Origin of the sequence: Corynebacterium heidelbergense, from assembly GCF_028609845.1 — a bacterium.
GTDB classification, from domain to species: domain Bacteria; phylum Actinomycetota; class Actinomycetes; order Mycobacteriales; family Mycobacteriaceae; genus Corynebacterium; species Corynebacterium heidelbergense.
Genome location: NZ_CP063191.1, coordinates 300,390 through 314,991 on the forward strand (window position 1 = coordinate 300,390; position 14,602 = coordinate 314,991).

At 65.3% G+C, this 14,602-nt stretch carries 14 protein-coding genes; 11 read left to right on the forward strand and 3 right to left on the reverse strand.

What is annotated here, in order from left to right:
- The first annotated feature begins 13 nt into the window (after positions 1 to 13).
- The 4 genes from CHEID_RS01225 (at position 14) to CHEID_RS01240 (ending at position 4,233) form a co-directional block, all read left to right on the forward strand.
- On the forward strand, positions 14 to 769 hold the full coding sequence (locus CHEID_RS01225) for an ECF transporter S component (RefSeq protein ID WP_112769308.1): 756 nt from the start codon (positions 14 to 16) through the stop codon (positions 767 to 769).
- Positions 770 to 834: 65 nt separating this feature from the next.
- Complete coding sequence (locus tag CHEID_RS01230) at positions 835 to 1,506, forward strand: energy-coupling factor transporter transmembrane component T family protein (protein WP_112769307.1); 672 nt, start codon at positions 835 to 837, stop codon at positions 1,504 to 1,506.
- Positions 1,496 to 2,680, forward strand: a complete 1,185-nt coding sequence (locus CHEID_RS01235) for an ATP-binding cassette domain-containing protein (protein WP_238599296.1) — start codon at positions 1,496 to 1,498, stop codon at positions 2,678 to 2,680. The genes CHEID_RS01230 and CHEID_RS01235 overlap by 11 nt, the downstream gene beginning before the upstream one ends.
- Positions 2,681 to 2,844: 164 nt before the next feature.
- Positions 2,845 to 4,233 (forward strand): HNH endonuclease signature motif containing protein, encoded by a 1,389-nt coding sequence (locus CHEID_RS01240; protein WP_273661193.1) that lies wholly within the window; start codon positions 2,845 to 2,847, stop codon positions 4,231 to 4,233.
- Positions 4,234 to 4,293: 60 nt separating this feature from the next.
- Here CHEID_RS01240 and CHEID_RS01245 read toward each other — a convergent pair whose 3' ends face one another.
- Positions 4,294 to 4,713, reverse strand: coding sequence for a Rieske (2Fe-2S) protein (locus tag CHEID_RS01245; RefSeq protein ID WP_112769305.1), 420 nt, complete (start codon positions 4,711 to 4,713; stop codon positions 4,294 to 4,296).
- A gap of 45 nt (positions 4,714 to 4,758) precedes the next feature.
- On the opposite strand from CHEID_RS01245, the gene CHEID_RS01250 reads away from it, so the two are divergent.
- The 3 genes from CHEID_RS01250 to trhO all read left to right on the forward strand — a co-directional run bounded on the left by CHEID_RS01250 (position 4,759) and on the right by trhO (position 8,281).
- Entirely contained in the window at positions 4,759 to 6,123 is a 1,365-nt protein-coding gene (locus CHEID_RS01250) for a carboxylesterase family protein (protein WP_112769304.1), read from the forward strand.
- 11 nt (positions 6,124 to 6,134) lie between these two features.
- Complete coding sequence (gene purT, locus CHEID_RS01255) at positions 6,135 to 7,352, forward strand: formate-dependent phosphoribosylglycinamide formyltransferase (protein ID WP_112769303.1); 1,218 nt, start codon at positions 6,135 to 6,137, stop codon at positions 7,350 to 7,352.
- A 137-nt stretch (positions 7,353 to 7,489) separates the two neighbouring features.
- Positions 7,490 to 8,281 (forward strand): oxygen-dependent tRNA uridine(34) hydroxylase TrhO, encoded by a 792-nt coding sequence (gene trhO / locus CHEID_RS01260; protein ID WP_238599297.1) that lies wholly within the window; start codon positions 7,490 to 7,492, stop codon positions 8,279 to 8,281.
- A gap of 64 nt (positions 8,282 to 8,345) precedes the next feature.
- On the opposite strand, the gene CHEID_RS01265 is transcribed toward trhO, so the two are convergent.
- Together CHEID_RS01265 and CHEID_RS01270 are read right to left on the reverse strand one after the other, a co-directional pair.
- On the reverse strand, positions 8,346 to 8,867 hold the full coding sequence (locus tag CHEID_RS01265) for a GNAT family N-acetyltransferase (protein WP_337956033.1): 522 nt from the start codon (positions 8,865 to 8,867) through the stop codon (positions 8,346 to 8,348).
- 16 nt (positions 8,868 to 8,883) lie between these two features.
- A complete protein-coding gene (locus CHEID_RS01270) occupies positions 8,884 to 10,299 on the reverse strand; it encodes an FAD-dependent oxidoreductase (protein WP_112769300.1) in 1,416 nt (471 codons plus the stop codon).
- A 183-nt stretch (positions 10,300 to 10,482) separates the two neighbouring features.
- On the opposite strand from CHEID_RS01270, the gene CHEID_RS01275 reads away from it, so the two are divergent.
- From CHEID_RS01275 to CHEID_RS01290, 4 genes are all read left to right on the forward strand, one after another.
- Positions 10,483 to 12,114, forward strand: coding sequence for a nitrite/sulfite reductase (locus tag CHEID_RS01275; protein ID WP_238599295.1), 1,632 nt, complete (start codon positions 10,483 to 10,485; stop codon positions 12,112 to 12,114).
- Positions 12,111 to 12,323 (forward strand): hypothetical protein, encoded by a 213-nt coding sequence (locus CHEID_RS01280; RefSeq protein WP_112769298.1) that lies wholly within the window; start codon positions 12,111 to 12,113, stop codon positions 12,321 to 12,323. Before CHEID_RS01275 ends, CHEID_RS01280 begins: the two co-directional genes overlap by 4 nt.
- Positions 12,324 to 12,342: 19 nt before the next feature.
- Positions 12,343 to 13,059 carry a purine-nucleoside phosphorylase gene (deoD, locus tag CHEID_RS01285; RefSeq protein WP_112769297.1) on the forward strand — a complete coding sequence of 239 codons (717 nt, stop codon included), beginning with the start codon at positions 12,343 to 12,345 and terminating at the stop codon, positions 13,057 to 13,059.
- Positions 13,060 to 13,157: 98 nt separating this feature from the next.
- A complete protein-coding gene (locus tag CHEID_RS01290) occupies positions 13,158 to 14,576 on the forward strand; it encodes an MFS transporter (RefSeq protein WP_112770377.1) in 1,419 nt (472 codons plus the stop codon).
- Positions 14,577 to 14,602 lie beyond the last annotated feature (26 nt).

Here is a 14,602-nt window from a genome sequence, read left to right on the forward strand (position 1 = left end):
CAAAGGTATCGTTATGCCCGCACCACGCCCTGTCACCTTCCGCGTCCTCATTGGTCTCGCCGCCCTGATCACGGCCGTGACCTGGATATACCTCGTTCTCGCCCAACCGACGGACTCGAAGTGGGAGTCCCTTGCGGACTCGCGCAGCTCCACGCTGGCCCTCATCGGATTCTCCATCCCCGCGGTGCTCGCCCTCATCGCCGTCATCCCGCGCCTGCCCGTGCGGACCCTGACCCTCATGCCGGTGGCGCTCGCTCTCAACATCGTTACCGGCCAGGTGGTCGGGACCATGGGGCTGCCCTTGCCGCTGTACCTGGATTCGGTTGGCACCGTCCTCGTTGGAGCCCTGGCCGGGCCCGTGGCGGGCCTGGCCACCGGGGTGCTGTCCGCGCTGGTGTGGGGCACCTTCAACCCCACCGTTGTGCCCTTCGCAGCGGCCTATGCCTTCGTCGGAGCGGCCGCAGGGCTGCTGGGTAAGCGCTGGTCGGGGCCGTGGTGGAGGATCTGCCTGTGGGCTATCGGTGTCGGCTTCATCATGGCGCTGCTGTCCGCGCCCATCGCTTCGTTCATCTTCGGCGGCACTGCGGGCACGGGCACCGGTCTTCTGGTTACCCTATACCGCTCCCTCGGGGCCGGGCCGCTGCAAGCCGTGTTCCTGCAATCCTGGACCTCCGACCCGCTCGATAAGGTCATCGTGTTCACCCTGGTGTGGTTCGTGCTGCGGGCCCTGCCGGAGCGTTCGCGCCGAGCCTTTGCGAGCACGCGCTGAGAATGGGCGCGTCAGCGGTGGATGCGTCACCGGTCGGTTCGGCACCGGTCGGTTCGACGAGGAGAATGCACCCCCTGACTCCGGTGACCGCCGGGGCCTGCGGGATGGTCATAGTGCTCGTCGCCAACAATCCCTGGGTCTCCGCAGCGGGCCTGGTGATCGCCGCAATCGTGGCCTTTCGCAGGTTTCTCGTCGCTACCGCGTTGACCGTGCCCGCGGCGGTGGGTTTCGCCCTCATGTACGCCCCTTTCGGTCACAGCGCCTGGTGGGGAGGCCTCACCTCGGACGGGTTGCATACCGCCCTCAACCTCTCGCTGCGGTTGTGGGCCGTCATCGCCGTGGGCTTGGCCGCCGGGGCGCACACCGACGTGGATCGACTCATCCGAGCATTGCAGGTCCGAGCCCCCGCCCCGTTTGTGTACGTCTTAGGCTCCACCGTGCGGCTGTACCCCATGGCTCGGCACCGTCTGGAGATGTTGCGTCGCGTCGCCAGCTCCCGGGGCATTCCGGTGCGTACGGTGCGCGGTCGTCTGCGGCTGTTCTTCCCGCTCATTGTGGGGTTGATCGACGACGCCGCCCTCCGATCGCGGCCACTCCAGCGCCTGCGCATCGGGGAACCGGGCCCGCGTACAGTGCTGCGCCCGGTGGCGGACCCTCCGCTCGAGCGCGCCCTGCGCTGGGCGATGATCCTGCTCACCCTGGGGATAGTGGTGGGGGTGTACGCCGGTGCCAGCTAAGAGACGCCTCATCTGGGCCCCCAGCGGGGCGGGCCTATCCGAACACGCCTGGGCCGCGGCGCAACAAACCGGGGCCGCGTGGGTGGGTAACGACGCCGCCGCCCACGTGTCCCTCTTACGCAGCACCGTCGCAGAAGAACTCGCCGTTGGCATGGAACAGCAGGGCATCCCGGCCGAGGACATGCGCGGCCGTGTGGAGGAGGCTCTGCACCAATGGGGTCTGGTGGACCAGGCCGACCACGATCCCGCGCACCTATCCACCGGTCAGACGCGTCGTCTGGCCATCGCCGGGGCCCTGCTGACCAGGCCCGCCGAGCTGATTCTCGACTGCCCCACGGACGGCTTGGACGCCTCCGCAGTCCGGATGCTGCGGGAAACGCTGGCGCATTTTCCCGGCCCGGTCACCGTGTACGACCGGATGCATTCGGCGCTGCTGCCCGGGGCCGAGCAGCTCCAGTTGCGCCCCGATGGTTCGCTCGTGCCCAGCGCGGCGCCGCGGTGGGATGTGCCGGGCGTTTCTGGTGGTGGCGTTGGTAGCGGGGAAGTGCCCGATGCCCCTCGTGATGGCGCGTTGGGGCCGGTTCTCCTCGAACTAGAGGATGTGGTGGTGATCCGGGGGCGGGGTAGGTGGCGTCGTACCGAAATGACCATCGGCTCCGCCGCCATCCACGGTGGGCAGATCACCCACCTCGCGGGGCCCAACGGCGTGGGAAAAACTAGTGTTTTTTTGGCGATTCTGGGGCTGCTCGGGCGGGGAGAGGGCATTAGCCGCGGTAACATTCGCGCGCCCCGCACGGTGGGTTGGGCGCCGACGGAGATGGATCACGCCATTCTGCAGCGCACCGTGGAGGGTGAAGTGGGGGTGCCGGAAGCGCTCGAGTTTGCCGGGGTGGAGCGGTGGGCGGAGACGCATCCGTTGGACGTGCCGGCGTCGGAGCGGCGGATGGTGCTGGTGGCGGCGGCGTTGGCGAGGGGGCCGGAGCTGTTGTTGCTCGATGAGCCAACCGTGGGGTTGGACGCCAGGGGCCACGTGCGGCTAGCAGATCTGATGCGGCGGTACGTGCGCGGGGAGTACGCGTTGACGCCGCCCGGGACGCGGCCCGCTGTGCTGTGGACCTGCCATGATGCGGAGTTTGCGGCGGCGGTGAGCGACGCGCGGGTGGGGTTGGGATGAGGAGCCGGTGTCGGGATTAGCATGTGCGTTCGGGCGGGTATAGGCCAGACAAGGGTTTTTAACTGCGCGAAAAAGACTTTTGGGAAAGCGATTGCTATGGAACGCTTGTTCGTATAGGGTTGGGCTATCGGTAGGTCGGGGAGGGAAAATTAGGGGGAAGAACCATGGACCGTAAACCGAAGTTGCATTCACCGTCGGCGGGATGGCGCATGCTCGATCCGTCGGATCCGGTCAGCCGACAGGCGGCGACGATCAACCGGCAGCACGTGGAGCTTGCGCGGATGTGCGCGGGGGCTATTGATGTGGAGAAGGACACGGTGATGGACGTGTCCTCGCGGTTATCAGCCCGGACCGGGTTGTCGGAATCGCGGGTGCTCGCCTACTGCGACATCGGCCTCATGCTGCGGGATTATCCACTGTTGGCCGACTGCGTTGGCCAAGGGGTATTCAGTCTGCAACATCTGACGACCATCGCCAACGACCTTGCCGCTGTCTCGGATGAGTGCAGGGAGCGCGTTGAAAAAGGCGTCGTCCAGGAACTCACACCGCGCCGGGCAAACCAGCCGGTGCCGGGAGTGCGCACGGTGCACCGGACCATGCAGCGAGTCGTGGAACAGCACGATCGCAAGGGGCGGCCCACGGACGAAGACGAGGTGAAAAAGCGCAGGCCGAAGCCGCCGAAACCGGAGTTGAAGATTGACGATCGGCCCAGCGACCGGACCGAATACCACTTGGAGTTGCCCAAGCTGGAGGCACTGGAATTCACCAGGGCGTTAGAGAACGTTGCGGTGAAGGAGGAATGCTCCCAAGTTGAGGCGCTACTAAAAATCGTTCGCGGAGAGGCGCGGCCGGATATCACGCTGAACCTCTACGCCCCGGAGGACAATCCCACTCGGCTCCACGGGGCTGGCGTGGACCTCGAACCAGAGGCGGCGCGGGAATGGCTGGAGCGGGTTACTCACATCCGACACGTCGGTTACGCAGAGACCGAGGGTTACGTGCCCACCGCCGCCATTCGCGCGGCTGTTGTGGGACGCGACGGGACTTGCCGATTCCCCGGCTGCACCATCGAGGCAGAAGACTGTCAACCGGACCACATCGCGCGCTACAACCACGACGATCCCTCTAAGGGCGGGCCCACCAACACGGCAAACCTGCACTGTCTGTGCTCCAAGCACCACCGCTTGAAGACCAGCGGTCAGTGGAATGTCGCCATGTACCCAGACGGCAGCCAGTTGTGGAGCAGCTACGGGGATGGTCACACCCTCGTGACCGAACCCAACGGCGTGCTGCGGCGGGAGACTTTCGAGAAGCGCGCCGAGCGGCGGGTTCGGCGAGTCCGCGACCTCAACGGCGAGCTCTTCGGGGACGGGCTGTTCGGGGGCGGGATGTTTGGGGACGAAGTGTCCGGGGACGAGCTGTTTGCGGATGGGCCGATTGGAGACGCGCTGTCCGAGGACGCTCCTCACGCGGGTGAGCCGTCTGGGGCTGGGGTTGATAACGGGAAGCGGCCCGGGGTTGGGTTTAGTGATGAGCAGCTGGCGGCTGGGTGAGTTGGGGGCGAACTGGGGACGAGCTGGGGGACAAGCTCGGCGGGGTGAGTTAGGGAGCGACTAGTTCGACACCTCCACGGAGTCGCCGTTCCTAGTCACGCCTTTCGCTGCCGTCAGCGGATCGCGGGAGGGGCCCTTGAGGACGGAACCGTCGCTCAGGCTGAACTCGGAGCCGTGCTTCGGGCACACGGCCACCTGCACGCCGTTGACTTCCTCGGTGTGGTCGATCTTCCCCCGAGCGTGCGGGCACACGTTGGAGAAAGCCGTGAAGGTGCCCTCCTTGGGCTGGGCGACGATCCAATCATCGACGAAAACGGCACCGCCAACGGGCACCTGTGCGGCCTTGGCCTTTGCCACCGTCTTTTCCGAGGCGCACGCAGCCAACAGTGCCCCCGACGCCGTCGCGGCAGTGGTCACAGCCACCCCCTTGAGGAAAGCCCGGCGGGAACACGGCACTGCAAAACCTGACTCTGAACTCATAAAGCCGAGGGTACTACCGGCCCAAACCCATTACACTCAACCACCGTGACGAAAAAGTACACCTTCCGCTATGCCTACGCCGCCCGGGGGGAAAGCCCCACGGACGTCACCGACACGCAGCGGTCGAACCCGCCCGCGCCAGCCTGCCCGCAGACCGGCAACCTCAGCAATCCACAAGCGTGGCCGGGAATGGTGAAGGGGCTTGAACAAACAGAGGACTGCCACTTCCTCACCGTCACGGTGCCGGAGGGTGCTGCAGGCACGGCAACGGAGGGTGCTGCAGGCGCACCAACGGAGGGTGGGGCAGACACAACAACAAAACACACCGCCGCGAGACCCGTGCTCGTCTGGGTCCACGGTGGCGCCTTCGTTTCTGGGGCTGGGGATTCCCTCCTATTCGACACCTCCATCATCGCGGAGGAGCAGGACCTCGTTGTTGTCACTGTGACCTATCGTCTGGGGCTCTTCGGCTGGCTGGGCACGCACGCCAACCTGGGGCTGATGGACGTGATCTCGGCGCTGCGCTGGGTCAACCGACACATCGCCGAGTTCGGCGGGGACCCCTCCAACGTCACGGTGCATGGGGAATCTGCGGGGGCGGATATTGCTCGCGCGCTCATCGTTGCAGATGGGGCGGAGGGGCTTTTCCAGCGCGTGGCGTTGGCGTCCTGGCCCGGAGGCCTGGTGGAGGACGAAGACGGCGCCCGCCGCGCCATGTACGCCGCGATCGACCGGGAGCTTGAAACGCTCATCACGCCGGAATCGAGCACGCAGGACCTCCTGGACTATGAGGCCACGGTGGTAAACATCGCCAAGAAAGGGCCGTTCAAGCGCCCATCGCCCATGCCCTTTGGCATCACCTGGGGCACCGACCCGCTGCCGACGTTCGAGGAGCACCTAGAGGCCCTCGCCGCCGCAGCGCCCCGCGTGGACTTGCTGGTCAGCTACAACTGCCGCGAGCTGGCCTTTGCCGCCCAGCAACTGGGCTTCCTCCGCCGCTTCGGCGCGAACCCCGGGACGCCGGGTGCCACCTTCACGCGCATGTTCATCGACCACGTCGTGCGCAAGCAGGAGATGCCGCTGTCCACCCGACCCGTTCGGGAGCTCGCCGCGGCCCAGCGCCGTGCTGGGGGCAGAGCCCTTTGCTTCGAGATCACCTGGGGCCAACCGGGTAACCCCTGGCGCGGGGCCCACACCAGCGAGCTGCCGCTGCTGTACCCCACGAAGGCCATGGCGGAGTCCTCGGTGTTGCTGCGTCGGCGCGGGGCTTCCGGGGATGAGGTGTTTGGCGATCTCATGTCTTATGGACGCCACCTCCGGCGCGTGTGGGGCGCCTTCGCCCGCGAAGGCGCTGGGGCGGACCTTGGCGAGCTACCGCCAGCTGTCCTGAAGCTGGAGCCCAGCAACTAAACTGGCAGTCCATGTACACACCGGACGCCATCGGAACACCCGGGACCTCCTCCGCCTGCCGAGTGCTGTTGCTCGGTTCCGGGGAGCTCGGGCGAGAGGTCACCATCGCGCTGCAGCGACTGGGGGTGGAGGTGCACGCGGCCGACCGCTACGCGGGGGCGCCGGCCCACCACGTGGCAAACTTCGCCCACACCTTGGACATGACGGATCCGAGCGCCGTGAGGGCACTGATCGAGCAGGTCCGGCCGCACTTTTGCGTCCCCGAGATTGAGGCGTTGGCCACCGACGCCCTCCAGGACGCCGAGGACGAGGGCCGCGCCGCGGTGATCCCGACGGCTCGGGCCACACGGCTGACCATGAACCGGGAGGGCATCCGTACCCTTGCCGCCGAGAAGCTGGGGCTGCCCACCTCCGCCTACCGCTACGCCTCCTCCCTCGATGAGCTCGCCGCCGGGGCCCAGGACGTGGGTTTCCCGTGTGTGGTGAAGCCCGTGATGAGCAGCTCCGGCAAGGGGCAGAGCTACGTCGCAGGGCCGGAGGATGTGGCCGCAGCGTGGGATGCCGCCCTGGCGGGGGCTCGGGTGTCCCAACAACGGGTGATCGTGGAGCAATATATTCCCTTCGACTACGAGATCACCCTGCTTACCGTTCGGGGCGTGGACCCGGCGACGGGGGAGACCGCTACGTGGTTCTGCGAGCCCATCGGCCACCGCCAGGATCGGGGGGACTATGTGGAATCCTGGCAGCCCGCGCAGATGAGTCAGGCGGCGCTGGACAATGCCCGGTCCGTGGCGGCGCGCATCGTCGGGGAGCTCGGGGGGCGCGGCGTGTTCGGCGTGGAGCTGTTCATTGCGGGGGACGACGTGTACTTCTCCGAGGTCAGCCCCCGGCCCCACGACACGGGGATGGTGACGATGACGAGCCAGCGGTTCAGCGAGTTCGATCTGCACGCCCGGGCCATTTTGGGGTTGCCCATCGATACCACGCTGATCAGCCCCGGGGCCTCCGCTGTGGTGTACGGGACGGACTGCGGGGAGTCCGCGCCCTCCTACACCGGGTTGGCGCAGGCCATGGCCGTGCCGGAGACGGACGTGCGCATCTTCGGTAAGCCAACCAGCCACGACCGTCGGCGGATGGGGGTTGCCGTGTCCACGGCGGAGACGGTGGAAGAGGCCCGCGCCCGCGCTTCCGAGGCCGCCGGTCGAGTGCATTGTGGAGCTGCGGAATGAGCGGCCACTCCACCGGTGTCCGAGGTGAGGCAAACACACCTCCCCCAATCCTCCGAAAATACAGCCCCACCGATCGCGCAGAATCCCGCATTTTGCTGTACTACCGTTTCACGCCGCTAGCGGACCCCACGGCGGTGATGCACTGGCAGCGGACGCTGTGCGAGATGTTGGGGCTTACCGGGCGCATTCTCATCTCCAAGCACGGCATCAACGGAACGGTCGGCGGCAGCCTCGCCGCCTGCAAGGAGTACACCCGCCGGACCAAGGCCTACCAGCCGTTCCACGATATGGAGTTCAAATGGTCTGAGGGCGGGGCGGAGGACTTTCCCAAGCTGTCGGTGAAGGTGCGCGAGGAGATCGTGTCTTTCGGCGCACCCGAGGAACTGCAGGTTGACGAGCAGGGAGTGGTCGGGGGCGGTACGCATCTGAGCCCGGCGGCCGTGCACAAGCTGGTGGAGCAGCGCGGGGAGGAGGTGGTGTTCTTCGACGGGCGCAATGCCATGGAAGCGCAGATCGGCAGGTTCAAGGGCGCGGTGGTGCCGGATGTGGAGACCACGCACGACTTCATCCGCGAGCTGGACTCCGGAAAATACGATGAGCTTAAGTCTAAGCCCGTCGTCACCTACTGCACCGGCGGGATCAGATGCGAGGTCCTAAGCTCCCTCATGCGCAACCGCGGCTTCGAGGAGGTTTACCAGCTGGACGGCGGGATTGTGCGCTACGGGGAGAAGTTCGGCGACGCCGGTCTGTGGGAGGGCTCCCTCTATGTCTTCGATCGGCGGATGCACATGGAATTTTCGGACGCCAGCACCGTCATCGGCCGCTGCTCCCGCTGCGATGCCCCAACCAACGACTTCCACAACGCCGGTGGCCCCGAACGCAAACAAGTGCTGCTGTGCGAGAGCTGCGCGGGGGAAGTAACGGGCTGAGCCATGGGAGACGTGGTCAAACGGCACCGCTCAAACCGCGCTGATGAAACGGCAAGAAACCCCACTAATCAAGCGCCAAGTGCATCTCCACGTGCTCCACGCCCTCCAAGTCGAAGGGCTCACCGACAGCGGCGAAGCCGTAGCCTTCATAGAACTTTTGCACGTGCGTCTGGGCCTCAATCTTCACGATGGCCGACTGGGAGACGGGATCCAGCGCCGCAGTCCGACCCCGTGCGACCTCCAAGGCCTGCTCGATGATCTGCTTCGCGATGCCGTACCCCCGCAAGTCCGGCACCACGCACAGGCGCCCGATGTGCTGAGCTTCCGGCGGCCCGAAGATCCGGGCGGTCCCCACCAGCCGCAGCGGCGAACCCGGGTCGGCCACGCCGTAGGGGTAGTCCGGGCCGGAGCCGGGGTGGACGTAGGCCAGGAGGTGGTGGGTCTTGGGGTGGGCGTCCGTGTCGTCGATTTCGGCGAATGTGGACTGCTGTTCGTTGACGAACACATCCACCCGCAGCTTGTACATGGCGTGGACCTGTTGCGGGGTCATGTCCAGTAGGGTGCGGCCGGTGATGTGGGTCTGCATAAAAAAGACTCTACATTCAACCCGTGGTGGAATGGCGCAGCATTTCATCCCATTCGCGGACCTTTTTGCGTTCGCGTCCCTCGGCCTCGCCTAGCTCGCGTTCGTGCTTGTCGAGGGCATACCACCCATCCCACGTGGTCCAGGTCAGGCCGCGTTCCCGCAGGAGCCGCTCGGTCGCTTCCTCCTCCGGATGCTCGGGATTGAACCCACGCCCAGCCTCGGCGTCGGCAAGGAGGTTGGCCACCGTCTCGTTGGCATCGCCCTTGGTATTACCGATGAGCCCGACCGGCCCTCTACGGACCCAGCCAGTGGTGTACACGCTGGGCAGCACTTCCCGCTTCTCGGCCTCCGGATCTGCGGACCCGGGCACGCCCGCGATCCCATCGGCGGTCGGCCCGGTGGTCAGCACGCGACCGCCCACGTTGGGCAGCACGTTCTTATCCGCATCCCAGGGCAGATCGGCCTGCTCATCGGACTTGTAGCCCACAGCTCGGTAAACCGATCCCACCGGCCATTCGGTGAGCTTCCCGGTGCCGGTGACCCGTCCGGTCCCGGTCAGTTCCGTGCGCTCGGTGACCAGGGCGGTTACCGTCCCGTCCGGGGCAGTCTTGACTTCCACGGGGGATTCGAAGAAGTGGATGAACAGCTTGTGGGGCGCGCCCTTGGGATCCGCGATGGCGTACTGCTCCAGCAGGGTGCACACCATGTCCTGGATCTTGGAGGAGCGGCGGGCGTCCTCACTGGCCTCGTCGTACTGGAGGTCCTCCGGGTCCACCACGATCTCGATGGTGTCGGAGATATTGAGTTCCTTCAGTTCCAGCGGAGTGAACTTGGCCTGCGCGGGCCCGCGGCGGCCGAACACGTGGACTTCGGTGGCCTGATTATCTTTCAAAGAGTCGTACACATTGTCCGGGATCTCGGTGACTCGCAGCTCCTCGCCGGTCTTCGCGAGGACGCGGGCGACATCGAGGGCCACGTTTCCTACGCCGATCACGGCCACGGCGGGGGCGGAGAGGTCCCACTTGGGCTCGAAGTTCGGGTTGGCGTCGTAGAACCCGACGAACTCCCCGGCCCCAATGGTGTGCTCCCCGCCGGGGATAGCGAGATCCTGGTCATCGGTCGCGCCGGTGGCGTAGATCACGGCGTCGTAAAGCTGCTTGAGGTCGGCGAGCGTGACATCGGCGCCTACATTGACGTTTCCGAACAACCGGATCTGTGGCTTATCCAAGACTTTGTGGAGTGACTTGATGATGCCCTTGATGCGGGGGTGATCCGGGGCCACGCCGTAGCGGATGAGTCCGAAGGGTGCGGGCATCCGCTCGAAGATGTCGATGCTGACATCCGCGTTGGCTTTGGTCAGAGCGTCCGAGGCGTAGATCCCGGCTGGTCCGGAGCCGATGACGGCTACGCGCAAGGGGCGGTTTTCTGGCATGGCTACACATCCTAGTCGTTTGCGTTTGTCCAGCGCCACACTAGACAGGGTGGTCTATTACGGGCAAATATCCCCCTGAATCAACGGGGCAGACAGCCTGCGCCAATGCCTAAACTTGCGTAAATGTACCGATCTGTCTAGCGTCATCACAGACTGAACGGTCTATTCGGATGGAGGAGAGCCGTGCGCTCCAGAAAACCCCAGGGCCAATGGCTCGTCGACGGCACTGAACCCCTCAACGACGACGAGCGCATCAAGCAAGAGGACCCGGGCATCTCCGTCATGCACCGGGTGCGGGACATCTACGCCAAACAGGGCTTCGATTCCATCCCGGCGGAGGACCTCGCGCCCCGCTTCAAATGGGTGGGGATGTACACCCAACGCAAGCAAAACATGAGCGGGGAGCAGACCGGCAAGCTCACCAACGCCGAGCTGCAGGACCGGTACTTCATGATGCGCATCCGCCTCGACGGCGGCCAGGTCAGCGCCCGCGCCCTGCGCACCATCGGCGAACTCAGCAGTCAGTTCGCCCGCGGCACCGCGGACTTCACCGACCGCCAAAACGTCCAACTGCACTGGATCCGCATCGAGGACGTTCCCGAAATCTGGGACCGCCTCGCCGCCGTGGGACTCGACACCTTCTTCGGATGCGGCGATGTTCCCCGCGTCGTCCTCGGCTCCCCCGTAGCCGGCATTGCGGCCGATGAGATTGTGGACGCCACGCCCGCGATCGAAAAGATCAAACACGATCTGCTCCCGCGAGAGGAGTTCGGCAACCTCCCCCGCAAGTTCAAGTCCGCCGTCTCCGGATCGCGCCGTCAGGACGTCACCCATGAGATCCAAGACCTCGCCTTCATCGGCAGTGAGCACCCCGAGCACGGCCCAGGCTTCGACGTGTGGGTCGGCGGTGGGCTATCCACCAACCCCATGCTGGCCAAGCGCCTCGGGGCGTGGGTCCCGCTGGAAGAGGTCCCGGAGGTCTGGGCGGGCGTTGTGCGCATCTTCCGGGATTACGGCTACCGCAAGGTGCGCAATCGGGCCCGCCTGAAGTTCCTCGTCGCAGACTGGGGCATTGAGGAGTTCCGGCGCGTGCTGGAGGAGGATTACCTGGGGCGCAAACTCATCGACGGGCCCGAGCCGGAGAAGGCCCCGGCCTATCGGGATCACGTCGGGGTCCATCCCCAGCGCGACGGGAAGTTTTACCTGGGGGTCAAGCCCACGGTCGGGCACACCGATGGCGATCAACTGCAGCAGCTCGCAGACCTGGCCGACAAGTACGGTGTCACCCAGTTGCGGACCACCTCCGATAAGGAGCTGTTGTTCCTCGGCCTGACGGAGGAGGATGCCCCCAAGCTCGCCGCCGAGCTGGAGCAGATTGGCTTGTCCGCGCACCCGTCCGCCTTCCGCCGGGACATCATTAGCTGCACCGGCCTCGAGTTCTGCAAACTCGCCCATGTCGTGACCAAGCAGCGTGCCATCGAACTCGCCGACGAGTTGGAGGAACGCCTGGGGGACCTCGATGTTCCCCTGAAGATCAGCCTCAACGGTTGCCCCAACTCCTGCGCCCGCAGCCAAGTGGCGGACATTGGCCTGTCCGGCAAGATCCTCACCACCGACGAGGGCGAGCGTGTCGAGGGCTTCCAGGTTCACCTCGGCGGCAGCGTGGGGATGGACCCCAAGTTCGGCAAGAAGGTCCGTGGCAACAACGTCTTTAGCAAGGACCTCGGCGATTACGTCGTGAAGATCGTGGAGGACTTTAAGGAGCAGCGCGAGGACGGCGAGCAGTTCCGTGACTGGGTTGCGAGGGCGATATGAGCGTCCCCGATCAGGACTCCCTCCCCCCGGTGAACCAGGCCATCGGGGGGCGCACCGGGCACCCCAACGGCAGGCGGGCAACCGTGAACTACTGCCCCTACTGCATGGGGGAATACCTCTTTCCCGACAACGAGACGGACAACGCCTGGCAGTGCCGCGAATGCATGCGGGTTTTCTCTGTGAAGTTCCATGGTCACTTGAACTTCTGAATCGTTTTAAGCTCAGGCTATGAGAACTCAAGGGACCCCTCACATCAACCCCAAGGGTGCGGCGATCGCGCCCACCGTCCTCATGCCCGGAGATCCCCTCCGCGCGAAGTTTATCGCCGAGACCTACCTGGACAACGTCACCCAATTCAACGACGTCCGCAACATGCTGGGATTCACCGGCACCTACCGGGGCACGGACGTCTCGGTCATGGGCTCCGGGATGGGAATCCCCTCCATCGGGATCTACTCCTACGAGCTCATGCACTTCTTCGACGTGCAGCGAATCATCCGGATCGGTTCTATCGGCTCCCTCCAGAAGGACATCCCGCTCTACGACGTCATCGTCGGTGCCTCCGCCTCCACCGACTCCAACTACCTGAGCCAGTACAACCTGCCCGGGGCCTATGCCCCCACCGCTAGCTGGAAGCTGCTGCAGGGTGTCGCGCGCGAGGCTGAGCGGCAGAACGTCCACGTGCATGTGGGCAACATCCTCAGCTCCGATGTCTTCTACAACGCCGACGAGACCGTGAACGACCGTTGGGCCCGGATGGGGGTTCTGGGCGTCGAAATGGAATCGGCCGCCCTCTATGCCAACGCCGCCTACGCGGGCGTGGAAGCGCTGGGCCTGTTCACCGTGTCCGACAACATCGCGACCGGGGACCGTGCGACTGCGGAGGAGCGCCAGAACGCCTTCACCCAGATGATGGAGCTGGCCCTACCCCTGGCGGCCTTGTAGGCCTCACTAATCCCCCTCACCGCAGCGCCCACTATTCCCCCCCCAGTTTTCCTGTGATCCACCCGCGGTGCGATCACCTCGGAAGGATGATCCCCGCCATGGCCGACCCGTCCCCATCGCCCCAGCCCGCGCAACCGACCTCAGCGCAACCCACCCCGCCGCGATCCACCACTTCGCCGCCCTCCGCCAAACCCCGTCCAGTCACCGCCGCGGTGCCGATCCTGCTGTTTACCTTCGTCTTCAGCCTCATCATCGACAACGGGTTCAAAACCATGATCGGCCCCATGGCCGAGGGACTGCACATCGAGGTCGGCAAGGCCTCGCTCCAAGCCTCCCTGGCCGGTGTCATCATCGGTATCGGCGCCGTGGTCTACGCCGCTCTGGCCGACGCGTTCTCCATCCGCAAGCTTGCCCTCGTCGGCATCGGACTCGTGGCGATTGGCTCAGTCATGGGGTTCGCCTTCTCCAGCTCCTGGCCCCTGGTGCTCACTGGTCGGCTGATTCAGACCGCCGGACTCGCGGCCGCCGAAACGCTGTATGTCATCTACGTGACCAAGTATCTGCCGGCAAAGGATCGGAAAACCTACCTTGGCTTCTCCACCGCAGCCTTCCAGGCCGGGCTGCTCGTGGGTGCGCTGACCTCCGGCTTCCTGTCCACCTACGTCAGTTGGACCGCGATGTTCCTGCTGCCCCTCGTCTTGGTTGCTGCGGTGCCATTCATTCTTAAGTACGTCCCGGAGGGGGAGTCCTTCTCCACCCACCTGGACGTCATCGGCCTCCTGCTGGTCGCAGTCTTCTCCACCGCCCTCATCGTGTACCTGCAATTCAAGTACTGGTGGTGCATCCCTGTTGCGGTGTTGGCCGTGGCGCTATTCGCCTGGCGCGTGGTCGCCGCCGCCCACCCCTTGGTGCGCCCCGAGTTCTTCACGAATGGGCGCTACGTCTGGGCGCTCGTGCTGGTGCTGGTTGTTTATTCCACCCAGCTCGGGTATATCGTGCTGATCCCCTTCGCAGCCAAGGAGTTTCACGGACTCAACCAGTCCGACGCCGCCCTGCTCATGGTGCCCGGGTACATCTGCGCCGTCATCGTCGGCATCACCTCCGGCAAGATTGGCCGCATCCTCACTTCCCGCCAGACGATTATGGCGGCCCTCGGGTTGATCATCGGCGCGCTCGTCTTCGGCGCACTGAGCATTCATCTGTGGGTTGGCTTGCTCATCGTGTCCATCGTCTTGTTCGCTTCCGGCTTCGCACTGCTGTACGCCCCGTTGGTGAACACCGCCCTGTCCGACATCTTGCCGGAGAAATCGGGCATCGCCATCGGCTTCTACAACCTGACCATCAACATCGGCATCCCCGTGGGCATCGCCTACACCTTCTGGCTGATGAAGCATCTGCCCAACTACAACACCGTGTTGTGGGCGCTAGCCGCGATAGCCTCGGCCGGGGCTGTGGTCTACCTCGTCGCCGATAGGTCCATGCTGGCCGGGGAGAAGCGGCGCGACCGCGTGGCTTAATTCCCTCCCATCCCGCACTACCCCCA